Below are 20,671 nucleotides of genomic sequence, written 5' to 3' on the forward strand. Positions count from 1 at the left end.
TGAGCCGGATACTGCCATAGCACCCCCGGTCTATCGCTGGACCGGGGGTGCTTCTGCTTGCTGCCCCTGCGGCTCAAGGCCGGGACGAAGTCCATCGAGCGGGTGCAGCCCTGCACCCCGCGAACGCACCCTTATGATTTCAGGACGGCCGGTACGGGAACACCAGCCACCTCGCTCGACCCCTGAAGGACCACGATGCAGTATCCACAGCCCCAGCCGCCGCATGCCCACGGTGGGCCGGCGGAACACGATCACCCCGTGGGCCCGAAGTCTTTCGTCATCACGTGGCTCCTTGCCCTCGTCCTGGGTGGTGTTGGAGCGGATCGCTTCTATCTCGGCAAGGCCGGTACGGGCATCCTCAAACTCATCACGCTCGGCGGCTTCGGAACCTGGATCCTGATCGACCTGTTTCTTGTCCTGGGGGATGAGCAGACCGACAAGCAAGGGCTCAAGCTCCGCGGCTACGGGCGTCACAAGACCACGGCGATCATCGTCTCCTCGGTGGTGATCATCGCCGGCGTCATCATCGGTGCGGTGAACGGGTTCGGCGCTGGCCTGGAAACCCCTGCGGTGCCTGACAAGCCGGCGTTCTCCATCCAGGACCAACCCGGAGCGGCCTGACGCCCCGTGATCGACGCTCAGCCGAGGGCGCCGGTGTGACGTGGAGCCGCTGGCAGTGGCTCAAGTGTTCGTTGGGGACTCAGTCAAAGGTGACTGCGGGCCCGCCTCCTCCAGGCAGCCTGGGGTGTTGGGACCTTCCTCGAACCCCTTCGGATTTACGTGGCATTTCCGTGGGAGCTGACCAGGACCGGGCACGAAAAAGTCCCGCCCGATCTTGCCTTTCAGCAGATCGAGCGGGACTCGTTGGTGCACCCCCCGGGACTCGAACCCGGAACCCATTGATTAAGAGTCAATTGCTCTGCCAGTTGAGCTAGAGGTGCATCGTTGTGGCTTCTCAGCCGGGCTTTTCTTCCCGTCTGCGTTCCCCGCAACGAGTAAGAACTCTACTGGAGTTTTCCGCAAAAGTGAAATCGGGGCCTCCGGGGCGCCTCGGAGCGGTCCCGCAGGCCATTCCGGCCCGGTTTTCCGGGGGAGTGGATGGCATGCGCTGTCGCAATCAGACCGCCAGGAACTCGTCCGGTGTCATTCTGTGAGGCACGTCATAGACTGGCCGCAACGTGCCGGGCCTGCCCGCTGGGCCCTGGCTCCCGAGCGACGGAGGATGCCATGACCGCAGAACCCACTCCAGACATCAAGCCGCGTTCCCGGGTGGTGACGGACGGCATCCACGCGGCTCCGGCGCGCGGCATGTTCCGCGCCGTCGGCATGGGCGACGAGGACTTCGCGAAGCCGCAGATCGGCGTCGCGAGTTCGTGGAATGAGATCACCCCGTGCAATCTGTCGCTTAACCGTCTCGCCCTGGCGGTGAAGGAAGGCGTGCACGCCGGAGGCGGGTTCCCGATGCAGTTCGGCACGATCTCGGTCTCGGACGGTATCTCCATGGGTCACGACGGGATGCACTTCTCGCTCGTCTCCCGCGAGGTGATCGCGGATTCGGTGGAGACGGTGATGCAGGCCGAGCGGATCGACGGCTCGGTGCTCCTCGCCGGCTGCGACAAGTCCCTCCCGGGCATGCTGATGGCCGCTGCGCGCCTGGATCTGGCGAGCGTCTTCCTCTACGCGGGCTCCATCATGCCCGGCTGGGTGCGTCTGGAGGACGGCTCTGAGAAGGAGGTCACCCTCATCGACGCCTTCGAGGCTGTGGGCGCCTGTGCCGCGGGCCGGATGAGCAAAGGCGACCTGGACCGGATCGAACGCGCGATCTGTCCGGGGGAGGGCGCCTGCGGCGGCATGTACACGGCGAACACCATGGCGTGCATCGGCGAAGCACTCGGGATGTCCCTGCCCGGTTCCGCAGCGCCGCCGTCGGCCGACCGCCGTCGAGACGACTTCGCGCGGCGCTCCGGTGAAGCCGTGGTCAATCTCCTGCGGCTGGGCATCACCGCACGGGACATCATGACCAAGCCGGCGTTCGAGAACGCCATCGCCGTCACCATGGCCTTCGGCGGCTCGACCAACGCGGTGCTGCACCTTCTCGCGATCGCGCGGGAGGCCGGAGTCGATCTGGTGCTGGACGACTTCAACCGCATCGGCGACAAGGTGCCCCACCTGGGCGACCTCAAACCGTTCGGCCGCTATGTGATGACCGACGTCGACCGGATCGGCGGCGTGCCAGTCATCATGCGGGCGCTGCTCGACGCCGGCCTCCTCCACGGCGACTGCCTCACCGTCACCGGCCGCACCGTGGCCGAGAACCTGGAAGCGATCAACCCGCCGGACGTGGACGGGAAGATCCTGCGGGCCCTCGACAACCCGATCCACAGGACAGGTGGCATCACCATCCTGCACGGCTCGCTCGCCCCGGAGGGCGCCGTGGTGAAGACCGCGGGCTTCGACGCCGACATCTTCGAAGGCACGGCCCGCGTCTTCGAGCGGGAGCAGGGCGCCCTCGACGCGCTGGACCGCGGCGAGATCCGGAAGGGCGACGTCGTCGTCATCCGCTACGAGGGACCCAAGGGAGGCCCCGGCATGCGCGAGATGCTCGCCATCACCGGAGCGATCAAGGGCGCGGGCCTCGGCAAGGACGTGCTGCTGCTGACGGACGGACGCTTCTCCGGGGGCACCACGGGCCTCTGCATCGGACACGTCGCGCCGGAAGCCGTCGACGGCGGACCGATCGCCTTCGTCAAGGACGGCGACCGGATCCGTGTGGACATCGCCGCCCGGTCCTTCGATCTCCTGGTGGACGAGGAGGAGCTCGCGGCCCGCAAGGTCGGCTGGGCGCCGCTCCCGGCGCGCTTCACCACGGGCGTCCTCTCGAAGTACGCGAAGCTGGTCAATTCGGCGTCCACGGGGGCGTACTGCGGCTAGCCCACGCGCTCGCAGCGACGACGGCGGTGAGCCGCCGCCGTCGTCGCCATGCCCGCATGCCGGACGCGGCCGTCCACATTGTGAGACGAGGCGTCCAGCAGTTGACACTAAATCGCGCCACGGGGAACACTGTAGCCATGACTGAAACCGTGATCGTCGTAGTCCTTACCAAGCGCGTGGCATAAGCCAAGCTGGTAACGGTCAGTCACGCGCAACCCCTCGAAGAGCCTCACGGCTGAGGGGTTTTTTTGTTGCTAAAGACGTCACGGCCAGTCATCCATCCGAAATCGCCCCGAACGGGGCACCAACGAGGAAGAGTCCGATGAGCAAAGGATCGCCCATCAGCCCCACGCTGTTGGCTGCAAAGTCCGCGAAGAACGCGGAAAAGTCCGAGCGCGCCGTCACCGCTGCCGATGACGCAGCGGCCCTCTCTCCTGTCCTCGGGCCGAACAACGTTGTACCCCCAACGGAGATGACCGGCTCACAAGCACTCGTCCGCTCGCTCGAAGAACTCGGCGTCAAGGACATTTTCGGTTTGCCCGGTGGTGCCATCCTGCCCACCTACGACCCGTTGATGGCTTCCAGTTTGAATCACATCCTGGTCCGTCACGAGCAGGGAGCCGGCCACGCCGCGCAGGGCTATGCCATGGTCACCGGAGAGGTGGGCGTGTGCATCGCCACCTCCGGCCCTGGCGCCACCAACCTGGTCACCGCCATCATGGACGCCCACATGGACTCCGTGCCGATGGTCGCCATCACCGGTCAGGTCAGCAGTGGCGTGATCGGAACGGACGCCTTCCAGGAGGCGGACATCGTCGGCATCACCATGCCGATCACCAAGCATTCGTTCCTGGTCACGGACCCGGACGAGATCCCCCGGGTCATGGCCGAGGCCTTCCACCTCGCCTCCACGGGCCGTCCCGGCCCCGTCCTGGTGGACTTCGCCAAGGACGCCCAGGTCGCCAAGACGATGTTCTCCTGGCCGCCGAAGATCGACCTGCCCGGATACCGTCCCGTGCTGCGCGGTCACAGCAAGCAGCTCCGCGAGGCCGCCAAGCTGATCGGCGCCGCCAAGAAGCCCGTGTTCTACGTGGGCGGCGGCGTGATCAAAGGCCATGCCTGTGAAGAGCTGAAGGAACTCGCCGAGCTGAGCGGCGCCCCCGTGGTCACCACCCTCATGGCCAAGGGCGCCTTCCCGGACTCCCACCCTCAGCACGTCGGCATGCCCGGCATGCACGGCTCGGTGTCGGCCGTCACCGCGCTGCAGCAGGCGGACCTGCTCATCACGCTGGGCGCCCGCTTCGACGACCGTGTGACCGGCGTGCTGAAGACCTTCGCTCCGAACGCCAAGGTCATCCACGCGGACATCGACCCTGCGGAGATCTCCAAGAACCGCACCGCGGATGTGCCGATCGTGGGCAGCGTCAAGGAGATCATCCCCGAGCTGACCGAGGTCCTCCGGGCCTACTTCGAGGCCAACGGCAAGCCGGACCTCGGCGCCTGGTGGGCGTTCCTGAACAACCTCAAGGAGACCTACCCGCTCGGCTGGACCGAACCGGAGGACGGCCTGATCGCCCCGCAGCGCGTGCTGCAGCGGATCGGCGAGCTGACCGGCCCCGAGGGCGTCTTCGTGGCCGGCGTCGGTCAGCACCAGATGTGGGCCGCGCAGTTCATCAAGTACGAGCGCCCGCACGCCTGGCTGAACTCGGGCGGCGCCGGCACCATGGGTTACTCCGTCCCGGCCGCCATGGGCGCCAAGGTCGGCAATCCGGACCGCGTGGTCTGGGCCATCGACGGCGACGGCTGCTTCCAGATGACCAATCAGGAACTCGCCACCTGCGCCATCAACAACATCCCGATCAAGGTCGCGATCATCAACAACTCCTCGCTGGGCATGGTCCGCCAGTGGCAGACCCTGTTCTATGAAGGCCGGTACTCGAACACCGACCTCAACACCGGCCACGACACCGTCCGGATCCCGGACTTCGTCAAGCTCGCCGACGCCTACGGCTGCGCCGCGCTGCGCTGTGAGCGGGAAGAGGACATCGACGCCACCATCCAGAAGGCCCTGGAGATCAACGACCGCCCCGTCGTGATCGACTTCGTGGTCAGCCCCAACGCCATGGTGTGGCCGATGGTGCCCTCCGGCGTGAGCAATGACCAGATCCAGGTCGCCCGGAACATGACCCCCGAGTGGGAAGAAGAGGACTGATCATGAGCCGTCACACTCTCTCCGTGCTGGTGGAGGACAAGCCCGGCGTGCTCACGCGCGTCTCCGGCCTCTTCGCCCGCCGGGCCTTCAACATCAATTCCCTCGCCGTCGGCCCCACGGAGGTGCCGGGCACGTCCCGCATCACCGCGGTGGTCGAGGCGGAAGGCGACCTCATCGAGCAGGTCACCAAGCAGCTCAACAAATTGATCAATGTGATCAAGATCGTAGAGCTCACGAGCGACGCTTCCGTGCAGCGCGACCATATCCTGGTCAAAGTACGGGCCGATGCCGCAACGCGTCTGCAGGTCACCCAAGCCGCAGACCTGTTCCGCGCTTCCGTGGTCGATGTGTCCACCGACTCATTGATCATCGAGGCCACCGGTCATCCGGAGAAGATCACAGCACTGCTGTCAGTCCTGGAGCCCTTCGGCATCCGCGAGATTGTGCAGTCCGGCACCTTGGCCGTTGGACGGGGACCCCGCTCCATGAGTGACCGCGCTCTGCGGTCCGCCTGAATCCCACACGAGACACCGTTCCACCCCCACCATTCCAAGGAGAATTTCCATGACCGAGCTGATCTACGATGACGATGCAGACCTGACGATCGTCCAGGGCAAGAAGGTCGCCATCGTCGGCTACGGCTCTCAGGGCCACGCCCACGCCCAGAACCTGCGCGACTCCGGCGTCCAGGTCGTCATCGGCCTGAAGGAGGGCTCCAAGTCCATCGCCAAGGCGGAGGACGAGGGCTTCGAGGTCAAGAGCGTGGCAGATGCCGCCGACTGGGCCGACCTCATCATGATCCTGGCGCCGGACCAGCACCAGCGCGCGATCTACAACGACTCCATCAAGGACAAGCTGACCGCGGGCAAGACCCTGGCCTTCGCCCACGGCTTCAACATCCGCTTCGGCTACATCCAGGTTCCCGAAGGCGTGGACGTCATCCTCGTCGCCCCGAAGGCTCCCGGTCACACGGTGCGCCGCGAATACGTCGCCGGCCGTGGCATCCCGGACATCATCGCCGTCGAGCAGGATGCCACCGGCACCGCCTGGGAGACCGCCAAGTCCTACGCCAAGGCCATCGGCGGCACCCGCGCCGGCGTCATCAAGACCACCTTCACCGAGGAGACCGAGACCGATCTCTTCGGCGAGCAGGCAGTCCTCTGCGGTGGCGTGTCCCAGCTGGTCCAGTACGGCTTCGAGACCCTGACCGAGGCCGGCTACCAGCCGCAGATCGCCTACTTCGAGGTGCTGCACGAGCTCAAGCTGATCGTCGACCTCATGTGGGAGGGCGGCATCGCCAAGCAGCGCTGGAGCGTCTCCGACACCGCCGAGTTCGGTGACTACGTCTCCGGCCCGCGCGTCATCGACCCGCGCGTCAAGGAGAACATGGCGGCCGTCCTGGCCGACATCCAGAACGGCGCCTTCGCCAAGCGCTTCATCGACGACCAGGACAACGGCGCCGTCGAGTTCAAGGAGCTGCGCGCCAAGGCGGAGCAGCACCCGATCGAGGCCGTGGGCAAGGACCTCCGTGCCCTGTTCTCCTGGAAGCAGCAGGACTCCGACTACGTCGACGGTTCCGCCGCTCGCTGATCCCCGCCCGGGGGATCGCGATCCTTCACAAAAGGGAAGCCGATTCCCGGCACGCCGCACCGAGCCAGTAATCTCGGTGGCAGGCGTGTGAAGCAAGGACGCCGGGCTCGCACACTGTGCGGGCCCGGCGATTCCACGCTCAGGACACCTGAGACAAGCCACTGCAGTATCGATCGCCACAAAGAGGTCACCGGTGACAGACACCAAGCCCGTAGTACTCATTGCCGAAGAACTATCGCCTGCCACCGTGGCGGCACTGGGACCGGATTTCGACATCCGGCAGACCGACGGCGCTGACCGTTCCCAGCTCCTGCCGGCTCTGGCCGACGCCCACGCCATCCTGGTCCGCTCCGCCACGCAGGTGGACGCCGAGGCCATCGCCGCCGCGCCGAACCTCAAGGTGATCGCCCGCGCCGGCGTCGGCCTGGACAACGTCGACATCAAGGCCGCCACCCAGGCCGGTGTCATGGTGGTCAACGCGCCCACCTCGAACATCATCTCCGCCGCCGAACTCACCGTCGGCCACATCCTCAGCCTGGCCCGCCACATCCCGCAGGCCTGCGGCGCCCTCAAGGCGGGGGAGTGGAAGCGCTCCAAGTACTCGGGCACCGAGCTGTTCGAGAAGAAGATCGGCATCATCGGCTTCGGCCGCATCGGCGCCCTCGTCGCCGCCCGTCTCCAGGCCTTCGGCACCGAGATCCTCGCCTACGACCCCTACGTCACCTCGGCCCGTGCCGCGCAGCTCGGCGTGAAGCTCGTGACCCTGGATGAGCTTCTGGCGCAGTCCGACTTCATCACCATCCACATGCCGAAGACCCCCGAGACCGTGGGCATGCTCGGCGCGGACGCCTTCGAGAAGATGAAGGAGACCGCCTACGTGGTCAACGTCGCCCGTGGCGGCCTGGTCGACGAGACCGCGCTGCACGAGGCGCTCGTGGCCGGCAAGATCGCCGGCGCCGGCATCGACGTGTTCTCCAAGGAGCCGTCCACCGACCTGCCGTTCTTCGGCCTGGACAACGTGGTCGTCACCCCGCACCTCGGCGCGTCCACCGCGGAGGCCCAGGAGAAGGCCGGCATCTCCGTCGCCAAATCCGTGCGCCTGGCCCTGGCCGGCGAACTCGTCCCCGACGCGGTCAACGTGGCCGGCGGCGTCATCCACTCCGACGTCCGTCCGGGCATCCCGCTCATCGAGAAGCTCGGCCGGATCTTCACCGCGCTCACGCACGACTCGGTGACCCAGATCGACGTCGAGGTGGCCGGTGAGATCGCCGCGCTGGACGTCAAGGTCCTCGAGCTGTCCGCGCTCAAGGGCGTGTTCGCCGACGTCGTCTCGGAGCAGGTCTCCTACGTCAACGCCCCGGTGATCGCCGAGCAGCGTGGCATCAACGTCCGGCTGATCACCACCGAGAACGCCGAGGACTACCGCAATGTGCTGACCCTCCGCGGCGCGCTGAGCGATGGATCCCAGATCACGGTGTCCGGCACGCTGACCGGCCCCAAGCAGGTCGAGAAGCTGGTGGGAGTCAACGGCTTCGACATCGAGATCCCGATCACCGATCACCTGATCGTGGTCAGCTACCAGGACCGTCCCGGCGTGGTCGGCACCATCGGCCACATCCTGGGCATGAACAACATCAACATCGGCGGCATGCAGGTGGCCCGCAGCGCCGAAGGCGGCGACGTCCTGGCCCTGCTGACGGTCGATTCCTCGGTGCCGCAGCAGGTTCTCGACGCCATCAAGGCGGGCGTGGGCGCGAACGCCGTGCGTGAGGTCGACCTCGAGTCGTAGGGCCACACTGACGGGACCGAGGGTCCCGGGAACCCGGGCCGGTCTGCCTACAATAGCTATGGCGCTGTGAGCGTCGTAGCGGTCGGCAGGCCGGCCCGAAGTCTTGAACCACCCCGTCGGAGCGTGGGCGAAGCCATGTCTGCAGTGCAGCCCTCTCCCGTTCCCTCACCCCAGGAGTGCAATGAACGCCGTTGAACGGTTCATCAGGAGCCGCGTGCTGCTGCTGACCGCGACCATCCTGATCGCGACCATGGCGCTGTCCGTCCTGGTCCAGAGCAGCTCACAGGCGGCTCTGGTCAAGACCGTGGACCAGAACTCCCGTGGCCTTTACGACATCCTGGTGCAGGCGCCGGGACAGGGCGAGGGCAAGCTCATGCAGCCGGACATCGTGACCGGCCAGGGCGGGATCAGCTTCGATCAGCTGGACAAGATCCGCCAGATGGACGGCACCGCGGTGGCCGCGCCCATCTCGCTCGTGTCCCGCGTGACGCAGAACCTTGAAGCCCCGCAGCTGCGGGCCATGGACTACCTCGGGTACAACTCGGGCCTCGTGGGCCTGCAGCAGACCAGCACCCCCGGCTCCACCGACGGTTCGAAGTGGCCGCAGGCCGAATCCGTGCTCCCGGACAAGGCCACGAAGTACCGGATCACGGCCAGCGCCACCAGCTCGGACGGGGTGACCGAGCGGCAGCTGTTCAGCACCGTGGGCGAGGGGACGCTCGGCAAGGCCAAGGTCGTGCAGACCACCGTGGCCGGCGGCAAGTCCGTGCAGATCCAGGCACCGGAAGGTGAGACGGGCATCAAGTTCCCCGCTCCCGCCGGCAACTCCACCCACACCCTCTTCAATGCCAACATCGCGCTGCCCCTGGCTCCCGAGATCAGCGAGTCCGTGGTAGCCGTGGACCCGACCGCGGAGCGCGCCCTGCTCGGTGAGGCCGGCGCGTTCCTCGCGCCGCTCGAGAAGGCCCCGCCCGCGGACGGCCGCAACGCCGGCGCCATCGGCCGCTTCTTCCAGGAGAAGCTCTCCTCCGGCATGTCCCAGCAGGACATCCAGGACGGTCCCGACTTCCTCGGCGTGCGCCTGAAGTACTGGGCCCCCACGCTCATGCAGTACGAGGCCAGCGTGCGCAGCAAGCAGATCACGGACGACTCCCAGGCCATCCCGCTGGTGGTCCGTCAGGGCACCGATCTGGACGTCAAGTACAACGTCAAGATCGAAGAGCTCGACGACGCCGGCAACGTCACCAAGGAGATCGGCACCGTCTCCAAGAACCTCGGTGACGGCTACCTCCCGTTCGTCTCGAAGTCCCCGTTCGTGCTGCAGTGGCCGGGCGGCACGGACCACTCCGACCTTCTGGGCTCCACGTCCAGCTTCGCGTCCGGCCTCTACGACCCCGCCACCTGGAGCACCCAGTTCGCGGCCGCGCCGGACTACTCCGCCAAGAGCACCGAGGCCAATGGCTCCGAGGAGAAGCAGGCCGTCCCCGGTGACTGGGTCACGGTGAACAGCCTGCCGGAGCGTGCCCTCGACGGCACCGCGGTCGACCAGGGCCAGCGCAAGCCGGTCCAGGACCGTTCCTACCGCAAGGACGTCGCCCGCGGCGACGCCAAGGCGACCCCGCTGCCCATCGTCTACGGCACCTTCGACCCTTCCGCAGTCCAGAAGGCCGCGGGTGACATCAACCGCCTGCCGCTCGGCGGCTACGATCCCGTGCCGTTCAGCCTCGCGAAGGACGCCTCGGGCAACGACGCCGGCTCGAAGGCCCTCAAGCCGAGCCTGAGCGCCACGGGCCTGGTCAGCCAGTCCGCCGGCGCGATCACGGACTACTACGGCCTGGCCGCCGCCCGCGGCTACACCAAGGACGCCGACGTCGTGGACGCGATCCGTGTGCGCGCCAAGGCTGAAGGCGGCTGGCGTCAGGCCGGCGGCGACATCGCCAAGCTCGCCGACCAGATCCGTGCCCTGGGCCTGAAGGCCACCATCGTCTCCGGGTCCGCCCGCGAGGACGCGAACATCTTCGTCCCGGGCTACAGCAAGGACGCCTCGGGCGCCGAGCAGGCGCTCGGCACCGTCCAGCAGTCGTGGGTCCGCCAGGACGCCGCGGCCGCGGTGAGCAGCTCGCTCTCCGGGACCAACATCATGCTCCTCTTCCTCGCCCTGCTGGGCGCCACGCTGCTGACCGCGGCCTCGACCGTCAGCTATGTGCGCAAGCGCCGCGCCGACGCCGGGATCCTGCGGGCCATGGGCTGGAACCAGAAGCAGATCAGGAAGTGGGTCCTTCAGGAGTTCGGAGTGGGCGCCGCGGCACTGGCCGCCGCCGGCCTGATCCTCAGCCTCCTGAGCTGGAACCTGGCCACCGCGATCGTGTCGCTGCTCGTCCTCGTCATCTACGCCGTGGCGGCCTGGCTGGCCGTGCGCCAGTTGCGCCACCACCACGTGGTGGACCAGGAGGTGGTGGACGACTCGAGCCTCATCACGATCGATTCGCCGCTGACCTTCGCGAACCGCCAGCTGAAGACGCACCGCTTCAACACCCTGGCCCTGGCTGTGGCGGTCGGCGTCTTCGGCGCCGCGGTCGGCGCGCTCGTGTCCGTCCTGGTGGACATCCCGCGAGCAGCCGGCGCTTCCGCCCTGGGCGGTCTGGCGGCGGGGAGCATCGTCCTTCCGGCCATCATCCTGGCCGTGGCGGGCGCCGTCGTCGGCCTCTTCCTGACCATCGTGACGGGCCGCTTTGAACTGGGCGCCAAGCGCGAACAGATCGGTGTGCTCAATGCGATGGGCTGGAACCCTGACATGCTCCGTCAGGTCCGTTTCTTCGAACACGCCCTCGTGGGCCTGTACGCCCTCCCCATCGGCGTGCTGGGTGCCGCGCTCCTGGGTATTTTCCTCGCCCCCTACGCGGCTGTCTGGGCCGGCATTGCCGGTCTGCTCGCCGTCGTGGTGTGGGTTCCCGTAGCGACAAGGATCATTCGATGACCATTGAACCGGAATCCCGGAAGAACCGCCGCGCCGAAGAGCGCCCCGCCCCGACCCAGGACGAGGAGAACACCGTGAGCGTGGAGCAGTCCGCCGTGGACGGCGCCGAACTCCAGACCCGTGCGAACACCATCATCAAGGTGGCCGACCACGAGACCCCGTTGCGCCTCGAGGATGTCACCATCCGCTACGGCGGGGAACGCAACGGCGCCGAGCGCGTCACCGTGGTCGAAGGGTTCAACATGGACCTCGACGCCGGTGAGATGCACTGCGTCGCGGGCCGCTCCGGTTCCGGCAAGACGTCCATCCTGACCGTGAGCGCCGGCCTGACGCTGCCCACGAGCGGCCGTGTCTTCTGGGAGGACGCCCCGCTCGACGCCATGAACGACGACGAGGTGGCCGACCGCCGTCGCGCGCTCATCGGCTACGTGGACCAGGGCGGCGCCCTCATCGAGGGCATGAGCGCCCTGGAGAACGTGCTGCTGCCCGCCGTCCCGGACGGCGAGGTGGAACAGCGCACCGAGATGGCCAAGGACCTGCTGGAGCTGGTGGGCCTCGGCAAGCGCATCAAGCACCGCCCGGCCCAGCTGTCCGGCGGTGAGCGTCAGCGTGTGGCGATCGCCCGCGCGCTGATCCTCGGCACCCGCGTCCTGGTGGTCGACGAACCGACCGCCAGCCTGGACCGTGCCGCGGCCAACAAGATCATCGGCATCCTCAAGGACACCACCAAGGACGGCATCTCGGTCCTGGTCGCCTCGCACGACCACGAGCTCATCCGCGTGTCCGACTCGATGACCGAACTGAACTGATCACCGCCCAGCGCCCCGCACGCACCGCAGGAGAGAACACACCGTGACGCAGCAGAAGCCGTCCTACTACCTGACCACGGCCATCACGTACCCGAATGGCGTCCCGCACATCGGGCATGCCTACGAGTACATCGCCACGGACGCGATGGCCCGCTTCAAGCGGCTGGACGGCTATGACGTCATGTTCCTCACCGGGACGGACGAGCACGGCATGAAGATCGCGCAGGCCGCCGAGAAGGAGGGCATCACGCCCAAGGAGCTCGTCGACCGCAACGCCGAGATCTACAAGGCCACGCACGCGGAGCTGGGCATCAGCTACGACCGCTTCATCCGGACCACCGACGAGGACCACTACGCGGCCAGCCAGGAGATCTGGCGCCGCATGGAGGCCAACGGCGACATCTACCTCGGCAAGTACGAGGGCTGGTACTCGGTGCGGGACGAGGCGTTCTACGGTGAGGACGAGACCGAGCTCCGCGAGGACGGCAAGCGCTACTCCAAGGCCACGGACACCGAGCTGACCTGGACCGAGGAGGAGAGCTACTTCTTCCGGCTGTCGCAGTACCAGGAGAAGCTCCTGGCGCTCTATGAGGAGCAGCCGGAGTTCGGCTACCCGCGCGGCCGGTTCAACGAGGTCATCAGCTTCGTCAAGGGCGGCCTGGAGGATCTTTCCATCAGCCGCACGACGTTCGACTGGGGCGTCCCGGTACCGGGCGATGACAAGCACGTCATGTACGTCTGGGTGGACGCGCTGACCAACTACCTGACCGGCGTCGGGTTCCCGGATGAGTCCGGCGAGAAGTTCCAGAAGTTCTGGCCTGCGGACGTCCACGTGATCGGCAAGGACATCTCCCGCTTCCACGCGATCTTCTGGCCGGCGTTCCTCATGAGCGCCGGACTGCCGCTGCCGAAGCGCGTGATGATCCACGGCTTCCTGCACAACAACGGCGTGAAGATGTCCAAGTCGCTGGGCAATGTCGTGGCGCCGGCGGACTTCGTCGCGCAGTACGGCCTGGACCAGGTGCGCTACTTCTTCCTGCGGGAGGTCCCGTTCGGCGCCGACGGCAGCTACAACCACGACGCGATCGTGGGCCGCATGAACGCCGATCTGGCCAACAACTTCGGCAACCTCGCGCAGCGGTCGCTGTCCATGGTGGCGAAGAACTGCGACGGCGCCGTGCCGGTCCCCGGTGACTTCACCGCCGCGGACGAGGCCATGCTCGCGCAGGCGGACGCGCTGCTCGGCACCGTGCGCGCCGAGTTCGAGGAACAGCAGTTCTCCCGGGCCCTGGAGGCCATGTGGCATGTGCTGGGGGAGTGCAACGCGTACTTCGCCGAGCAGCAGCCGTGGATTCTGCGCAAGACCGACCCGGCCCGCATGAACACCGTGCTCTACGTGACCCTGGAGGTCCTGCGTCAGGTCGCGATCCTGAGCCAGCCGGTCATGCCGGGTTCCGCCGCCAAGGTCCTGGACCTGCTCGGCCAGGAGTCCGAGGAGAGCCGCCTGTTCTCGGCACTGGGCACGCGTCTGGTGGCCGGCACGGCGCTGCCCGCCCCGGCCCCCGTCTTCCCCAAGTACGAGGAGCCCGAGGAGGCCTGATCCTCCGTCTTCGTCCACGCGTTTCGCGAAGGAACAGCTGAGGCCCGGAAAACCATGTTTTCCGGGCCTCAGCTGTTCTCTCGCGTCAGGGGCCGCCCCGACTCACGGAGCGGATCAGCTCACGGCCAGTCCCTCCACGGGGGAGAGCCGTGCCGCACGCCGTGCCGGGACGATGGAAGCGAGCAGCGCCGCCACGATCGCCACCAGGAGCACTCCGGCGATGCCGAGCCACGGGGCGTCGAACGGCACGGGACCCATCACGCCGAGGGCCGACTTCGCTCCGAGCCAGCCGAACGCGCCGCCGAGCAGCACGCCCAGGAGCGCCGAGACGCCTGCGATCAGCACCGCTTCGAGGGCCAGCATGAGCCGGAGCTGGCGCCGTGTCAGACCGAGCGCCCGGAGGAGCGAGTTCTCACGGGTGCGTTCCAGCACGGACAGGCTCAGCGTGTTCGCCACGCCGATCAGGGCGATGAACACCGCCACCGCCAGCAGGGCCGTGACCACGAGCAGCATGACGTTGATGACCTCTTCGAACGCGGCCCGTTCCATGACCGCCCCGCTCACATAGGCCGCCGGGACGTCCAGCGTCGTGGCGATCGTGTTGACCACGCCGCGGATGTCGCTCGCCTGCACATCGGCGTTGAGCTTCACCCACAGCCGCTCGCCCGTGGTGGGGAGGGCGTTGTTGATGGTCTTGGCGTCCTCCAGGGTCATGACCGGGAGCATCTCGTCGGTCTTGGTGCGGACGGCTTCGAGGACGATCTTGCCGCGCGGACCGTTCACGGTCACCGGACCCTTGGGCCCGGTGCGGGAGACCAGGAGCGTTCCGTTCTGCGGCTGGCGGTTCTGGTCGTTGAGGACCGTGCGGGCGGCGGCCGGATCGACCGCGTAGACCGTCATCTGGGAGCCGTTGGCGCCGTCGGAGGTGTCGACGAAGTTGCCTGCGGTGACGAGCAGCGCGCTGGACGCCACGCCCTTCAGCCCGGAGACGCTCTGCGCGGAGGCCGGGGTGAACGCCTTGGAGGCGGAGCCCGGCTGACGCTCGGACGGGCCCGACGGCGAGCTGACACTGATGTCGACGGGATAGCGCTCGGCCAGCCCCTGACCCAGGGCCGCCTTCGCCGAGCCGGCGCCCACCATCATCATGGTCACGAGCGTCACGCCGATGAGGAGGGCGGACGCCGTGGCCGAGGTGCGGGCCGGGTTGCGGACCGCGTTCAGCGCGGCCAGACGGCCGGGGACACCGCTCGGATGGGCCAGACGACCCACGGCGCGGACGGCCCCCGGGATGAACAGTCCGGCGCAGAACAGCACGCCCAGGAAGGTCAGCAGACCGCCCGGAAGGGCCACGAACAGGCTGTTCAGCCAGGCTCCGCCCAGCAGCATCGGCAGACCGATGACCAGCAGGATGAAGCCGATCACCAGACGGACCCGGCCGCGGCGGTTGCTCAGCGAGGCGTCGTCGAGCGGGCGGAGGGCCGCCAGCGGGGCGACTCGCGTCGCGGCCCGGGCGGGCACGAGCGCCGCGATGAACGTCATGATCACGCCGATGAGAACGCCCGCCACGAGGGCCAGCGGATCGACGGCGAGGGTGGCGAAGGCCCGCGTCGGGTCCGTCTTGGCCAGGGCGATCAGCCCGGCCATCACGCCGACACCCACGAGTGCGCCGATCACCGAGGAGACGAAGCCCACGATCGCCGCTTCCACCAGCACGGAGGAACGGATCTGGGAGCGGGTGGCGCCGATGCAGCGGAGCAGTGCCAGTTCGCGGGTGCGCTGGGCGATGATCACCGAGAAGGTGTTGGACACCACGAGGGCGGAGACGAACAGGGCGATCACGGCGAAGGCGAGCAGCACGACGGTCAGCTGATCCTGGCCGTCCGTGAACTGCTGGACCTGCGCGACGGCGGCCTCCTCCGGGGTGCGGATGGCGGACGCCACGGGGCCGGAGGCGAGGGCCTTCGCGGCCTCCTGCTTCACGTGACCGACGTCGGCGCCGGCGGCGAGGCGGAGCTGGATCAGGGAGACCTTGTCCTCACCGCCCGAGAGCTGGGAGACCACGGAGGCAGGTGCCAGAAGCTGCGCGAAGCTGCCTCGCAGCGGATCCGAGCTCGGCTCCAGGATGCCGGAGATCTTGAGCGCGATCTGCCCCGGTTTGGGGGAGCCCGCGCTCTCCTCGGCGCCACCGCCCGGCTGGAGTTTCAGCACGGACCCGACGCTGAGCCGGAACTGTTCGGCCGTGCTGGCGTCGATGGCCACTTCGCCGGTGGAGCCCGGCAGATGACCCGAGCGTGTCTTGGCGGATTCCAGCTCGGCGGGGGCGGAATTCCGGACCATGCCCAGGAAGGAGGCGTTGTGGCCGTCCACCAGCGCGATGGCGTCGGCCTGGCCGTAGACGGATTCCACGCCCGGCACCTTGGAGAGGGTCGTGACGTCGCCCGGCGTGAAGTTCTCGGTGCTCTTCAACGGGGCCACTACGAGGCCGGCCCGGTGATAGCTTTCGCCGAGGCTTGCGGCCAGGGAGGCCTTGGTGCTGGAGGAGACCAGGAGGGTGCTGACCAGGAAGGCCACCGCGAGCATGATGGCCAGGCCCACGGCGATGAAGCGCCTCCCGTGGGTGCGCAATTGAGAGAGTGCGACGCGCAGCATCAGGCCCCCAGCTCGCTCATGGCGGCGAGAACCGACTCGGCCGTGGGCTGCTCGATCTGGCCGACCACCTGGCCGTCGCTCATGAGGATCACGCGGTCGGCGTAGCTCGCGGCGACCGGGTCGTGGGTGACCATGATGATGGTCTGCCCCAGTTCCTTGCTGCTGCGGCGGAGCAGGGAGAGGACCTCCGCGCCGGAGCGGGAGTCCAGGTTGCCGGTGGGCTCATCGCCGAACAGCACGTGCGGCCGGGTGAGCAGGGCGCGTGCGACGGCGACGCGCTGCTGCTGCCCGCCACTGAGCTCGTGCGGGCGGTGCTTGAGCCGGTCCTTCAGGCCGAGGACGTCCACGATGAAGTCGAACCACTCGAGGTCGGCCTTGCCGCCCGCGAGTTCGATGGGGAGCAGGATGTTCTGCTCCGCCGTGAGAGTGGGCACGAGGTTGAAGGCCTGGAAGACGAAGCCGACGTTCTCACGCCGCAGGGTCGTGAGCTGGGTGTCGTTCAGACCGGTGATCTCGGTGTCGCCGAGGTGGATGTGGCCGGAGTCGGCGGTGTCCAGGCCGGCGAGAAGGTGCATCAGGGTGGACTTGCCGGAGCCGGACGGCCCCATGATGGCGGTGAAGCGGCCCTTGGCGAAGTCGATGCTGACGTCCCGCAGGGCGGCCACGGCGGTTTCACCCTTGCCGTAGTTCTTCACGAGATGCTGGGCGCTGACGGCCAGTTGCGAGGTCCCGGAGGGCGAACCGGGCGAAGGGAATTGGTGCGTTGTCGTGGTCATGCTTCCACGCTATGGCGCGGCACGGGCCCGGCGGATCGGGCCGTGGTCTGCCTTTCGGAGACGGTGGGCTCATACCGGGGGATGAGGCCGGGGCTGGAAGCCTCCGCCCAGGGTCAGCCGACGCCCGGGGTGACCACTCCGGCCTCGTACGCCATGACGACGAGCTGCACCCGGTCGCGGGCCTGCATCTTGGCCAGCACGTGACCCACGTGAGTCTTGACCGTGGCTTCGGAGACGAACAGCCGGGCGGCGATCTCCGGGTTGGAGTCACCGGCTGCGATCATCTCGAAGACCTCCCGCTCGCGCGGCGTGAGGGAGTCGAGCTCCTCCTGATGGTTGCCACGGGCCTGGGGGCTGTTGCGGAGCATGGGCGCCACATGGTCCAGAAGCCTGCGGGTGGTGGAGGGGGCGATCACGGCGTCGCCGCGGTGCACGGTGCGGATGGCCTCCAGAAGTTCTTCCGGGGGCGCGTCCTTGAGGAGGAAGCCGCTGGCGCCGGCCTGGATGGCTTCGAGCGCGTACTCGTCGAGGTCGAAGGTGGTCAGCACCACGACCTTGAGGCCGGCGCGCTGCGAGCCGGGGTTCTGGCGCGACGAGTCGTCCAAGAGGCGTCGGGTGGCTTCGATTCCGTCCATCCCGGGCATGCGCACGTCCATGAGCACCACATCGGCGGTCGTGGCGGCGAGGTTCTGGAGGGCTTCGAGGCCGTTGGACGCCTCGGCCACCACCGTCAGATCCGGCTGGGAGTTGATGAGCATGCTGAAGCCCGAGCGGACCAGTTGCTGATCGTCCACCAGGGCGACGCGGATGGGGGTGGGTTCCTGCATGCTCAGGCCTCCGAGTAGGGGATCAGTGCTTCCACGGTGAATCCTCCGCCGGGGGCGGGTCCTGCCGTGACCTTTCCATCGTAGAGCGCCACGCGCTCGGCCATCCCGCGCAGCCCGTTGCCGCCCCCGGCCGACGGCGGATCGGCGGCGGCGCCGCGTCCGTCGTCCTTGATCGTGAGATGCAGCCCCTTGGCGCTCCACCGCAGCGTGGCGTTCACCGAGGCGGCCGGTCCGGCGTGCTTGAGGCAGTTGGTCAGCGCCTCCTGCACGAGCCGGTAGGCGGTCAGCCCGGCCCCGGCGGGCAGCGTCGAGCGCGGCGCGCCCTCCTCCTGGAGCGCGACGGCGAGCCCGCTGGCCCGCATGTCCGTCACGAGATGGGGGATGTCCTCGAGCCCGGGCTGGGGACGGTATTCCGTGTCCTCTTCCTGTCGGAGCACTCCGAGGAGCCGTCGCATCTCAGCCAGCGAGGCGCGGCCGGTCTGAGCGATCGTCTCCAGGACCTTGCGTCCCATCTCCGGATCCGCGACCGCCGCGTACCGGCCGCCGTCGGCCTGGGTGATGATCACGGACAGTGAGTGAGCCACGATGTCGTGCATCTCCCGGGCGATGTGCGCCCGTTCGTCTGCGGCGGCCAGGGCACGTTCCTGCTGGTTTTCGATCTCCAGCCGCCGCGCCCGGTCCTCCAGAGCCTGGATCCTGATGCGTCGTGCCCGGGTGAGGGCGCCGAGGGTCCAGCAGAAGAGGACGACGAGCCACAGGGTGACGGCCGCCATCGCGACGCCGAAGATCTCGCCCCGGGAGAAGTCGTTCACGTTCTGCGCGAGGATCTTGGCGGGGAGCAGGACACCGCCGAGGAGACCGAGGATCAGGGCGAAGCGGCCGTCCCAGCGCCGGCCGTACGCCGCAGCGGCGTAGATGATGAAGGGAACGGCGAGGATGCCGCCGGCCAGGTCGTACTCGATCCCGAGGCTCGCGAGGCAGAGCACCGCGAGGGACCACATGGCGATCCGTGGGCGCGTCCGGCGCCAGGCCAGGGTCGCGAGCATGGGGAGGCTCAGAATGGCGCCCCAGATCCTGCTCGTGTACATCGGATCGCCGGGGTCCGGGGAGGTGACCATCGACAGCAGGTAGATGGACTCGACCCCGAGGATGACGAGGACCGCCACGATCACGTCCACGACGAAGTGGTGCCGGTGGGTCCAATGGGTGATGCGCTGCCAGAATTCCATCGTTCCCGACCTTATGCCACCATCCCGGCGCGGGTCCTCAACCCTGGGTCGGAAATGAGGGCACGGCGGCTCCTTCAGGAGCGCGGTCCACGATGTGAGATGCGTTGACCATATTCTGGATGCTCTGGCACTGTGGAAGCATGAGCACGAGCACCATTGATCTGGCAGTCATCCCCGGCGACGGCATCGGACCCGAAGTCACCGCTGAGGCGCTCGCCGTGCTCACCGCCGCCGTCGAACGTGACGGCGTTCAGGTCTCGCCCACGCACTATGCGCTGGGCGCCCAGCACTGGCTCGAGACCGGCGAGACCCTGCCGGAATCCGTGCTGGAGGACCTCAGGACCCGGGACGCGATCCTGTTCGGAGCCATCGGCGCCGCGCCGGGCGACACCCGCATCCCGTCCGGACTGATCGAGCGCGAGCTCCTGCTCAAGCTGCGCTTCTCCCTGGACCACTACGTGAACCTGCGGCCCTCCCGCCTGTACGGCACGGTGGGCAGCCCCCTGGCGAACCCGGGGGAGATCGACTTCGTCGTGGTCCGTGAAGGCACCGAGGGCCCGTACGTGGGCAACGGCGGCTCCCTCCGCACGGGAACCCCGCAGGAGGTGGCCACCGAGGTCTCGCTCAACACGGCCTACGGCGTCGAGCGCGTGGTCCGGGACGCCTTCCGGCGTGCCAGCCAGCGCCCTCGCAAGAAGGTCACCCTGGTGCACAAGCACAACGTCCTGGTGTTCGCCGGGCACTTGTGGAAGCGCACCGTGGAGGCTGTCGCCCAGGAATTCCCTGAGGTCAGCCACGATTACCTGCACATCGACGCGGCCACCATCTTCCTGGTGACCGATCCCAGCCGCTTCGATGTGATCGTCACGGACAACCTCTTCGGTGACATCCTCACCGACCTCGCCGCTGCCGTCACGGGTGGCATCGGCCTGGCGGCGTCCGGGAACATCAACATGGACCGCACCGCACCGTCCATGTTCGAACCCGTGCACGGCTCGGCGCCCGACATCGCCGGCCAGCAGAAGGCGGACCCCACGGCGGCCATCCTCTCCGCCGCGCTCCTGCTCGATCATCTGGGCCACCACGAGGCGGCCCGGCGCATTGAGACGGCCGTGGCGGCCGACGTCGAGTCCCGCACGGGTGCCCCGCGCACCACGAGCGAGATCGGCGCAGCCATCACCGAAGCCGTCCGCAAAGCGTAAGCTTGGCAAGGACAACTCACCAGCCGCAGGCGGCGTCCCCTCAGCGATGAGCAGGCGCCGCTTCAGCGGCACTTTTTGGA

14 protein-coding genes and 1 tRNA gene are annotated in these 20,671 nt (G+C 67.9%); 10 read left to right on the forward strand and 5 right to left on the reverse strand.

All coding sequences use genetic code 11. The features are described 5' to 3' along the window. Positions 1-258: 258 nt before the first annotated feature. Positions 259-621, forward strand: coding sequence for a TM2 domain-containing protein (locus BLV63_RS08085; RefSeq protein ID WP_066211916.1), 363 nt, complete (start codon positions 259-261; stop codon positions 619-621). Between the two features lie 244 nt (positions 622-865). On the opposite strand, the gene BLV63_RS08090 is transcribed toward BLV63_RS08085, so the two are convergent. Further along, positions 866-941 (reverse strand) — tRNA-Lys (locus BLV63_RS08090). A gap of 286 nt (positions 942-1,227) precedes the next feature. Between BLV63_RS08090 and ilvD the strand changes: the two genes are divergently transcribed. The 8 genes from ilvD (at position 1,228) to metG (ending at position 13,908) form a co-directional block, all read left to right on the forward strand. Beyond that, the gene (gene ilvD, locus BLV63_RS08095; protein WP_066210827.1) at positions 1,228-2,931 is read left to right on the forward strand and encodes a dihydroxy-acid dehydratase; all 1,704 of its coding nucleotides are present in this window, start codon (positions 1,228-1,230) and stop codon (positions 2,929-2,931) included. 322 nt (positions 2,932-3,253) lie between these two features. Next, positions 3,254-5,143, forward strand: a complete 1,890-nt coding sequence (locus BLV63_RS08100; protein WP_066210823.1) for an acetolactate synthase large subunit — start codon at positions 3,254-3,256, stop codon at positions 5,141-5,143. A 2-nt stretch (positions 5,144-5,145) separates the two neighbouring features. Further along, positions 5,146-5,658: an acetolactate synthase small subunit gene (ilvN, locus tag BLV63_RS08105; protein ID WP_066210822.1), complete on the forward strand. Its 513-nt coding sequence runs from the start codon at positions 5,146-5,148 to the stop codon at positions 5,656-5,658. Between the two features lie 49 nt (positions 5,659-5,707). Further along, positions 5,708-6,733, forward strand: a complete 1,026-nt coding sequence (gene ilvC / locus BLV63_RS08110; RefSeq protein ID WP_066210821.1) for a ketol-acid reductoisomerase — start codon at positions 5,708-5,710, stop codon at positions 6,731-6,733. A 193-nt stretch (positions 6,734-6,926) separates the two neighbouring features. Continuing rightward, positions 6,927-8,522, forward strand: a complete 1,596-nt coding sequence (gene serA / locus BLV63_RS08115) for a phosphoglycerate dehydrogenase (RefSeq protein WP_066210819.1) — start codon at positions 6,927-6,929, stop codon at positions 8,520-8,522. Positions 8,523-8,703: 181 nt separating this feature from the next. Continuing rightward, positions 8,704-11,499, forward strand: coding sequence for an FtsX-like permease family protein (locus BLV63_RS08120; RefSeq protein ID WP_066210817.1), 2,796 nt, complete (start codon positions 8,704-8,706; stop codon positions 11,497-11,499). Continuing rightward, positions 11,496-12,308, forward strand: coding sequence for an ABC transporter ATP-binding protein (locus BLV63_RS08125; RefSeq protein ID WP_082723993.1), 813 nt, complete (start codon positions 11,496-11,498; stop codon positions 12,306-12,308). The genes BLV63_RS08120 and BLV63_RS08125 overlap by 4 nt, the downstream gene beginning before the upstream one ends. Positions 12,309-12,351: 43 nt before the next feature. Next, positions 12,352-13,908, forward strand: coding sequence for a methionine--tRNA ligase (gene metG, locus BLV63_RS08130; RefSeq protein WP_066210815.1), 1,557 nt, complete (start codon positions 12,352-12,354; stop codon positions 13,906-13,908). 114 nt (positions 13,909-14,022) lie between these two features. Here metG and BLV63_RS08135 read toward each other — a convergent pair whose 3' ends face one another. The 4 genes from BLV63_RS08135 to BLV63_RS08150 form a co-directional block, all read right to left on the reverse strand. Then, positions 14,023-16,557, reverse strand: coding sequence for an ABC transporter permease (locus BLV63_RS08135; RefSeq protein WP_066210813.1), 2,535 nt, complete (start codon positions 16,555-16,557; stop codon positions 14,023-14,025). Continuing rightward, positions 16,557-17,333 (reverse strand): ABC transporter ATP-binding protein, encoded by a 777-nt coding sequence (locus BLV63_RS08140; RefSeq protein WP_066210811.1) that lies wholly within the window; start codon positions 17,331-17,333, stop codon positions 16,557-16,559. Before BLV63_RS08140 ends, BLV63_RS08135 begins: the two co-directional genes overlap by 1 nt. Positions 17,334-17,446: 113 nt before the next feature. Continuing rightward, positions 17,447-18,160, reverse strand: coding sequence for a response regulator (locus BLV63_RS08145; protein WP_066210809.1), 714 nt, complete (start codon positions 18,158-18,160; stop codon positions 17,447-17,449). A gap of 2 nt (positions 18,161-18,162) precedes the next feature. After that, positions 18,163-19,389: a sensor histidine kinase gene (locus BLV63_RS08150; protein ID WP_066210807.1), complete on the reverse strand. Its 1,227-nt coding sequence runs from the start codon at positions 19,387-19,389 to the stop codon at positions 18,163-18,165. Between the two features lie 140 nt (positions 19,390-19,529). On the opposite strand from BLV63_RS08150, the gene BLV63_RS08155 reads away from it, so the two are divergent. Further along, complete coding sequence (locus BLV63_RS08155; RefSeq protein WP_066210805.1) at positions 19,530-20,591, forward strand: 3-isopropylmalate dehydrogenase; 1,062 nt, start codon at positions 19,530-19,532, stop codon at positions 20,589-20,591. Positions 20,592-20,671: the final 80 nt, after the last annotated feature.

The sequence above is a fragment of the Arthrobacter woluwensis genome (assembly GCF_900105345.1).
Classification (GTDB): domain Bacteria; phylum Actinomycetota; class Actinomycetes; order Actinomycetales; family Micrococcaceae; genus Arthrobacter_E; species Arthrobacter_E woluwensis.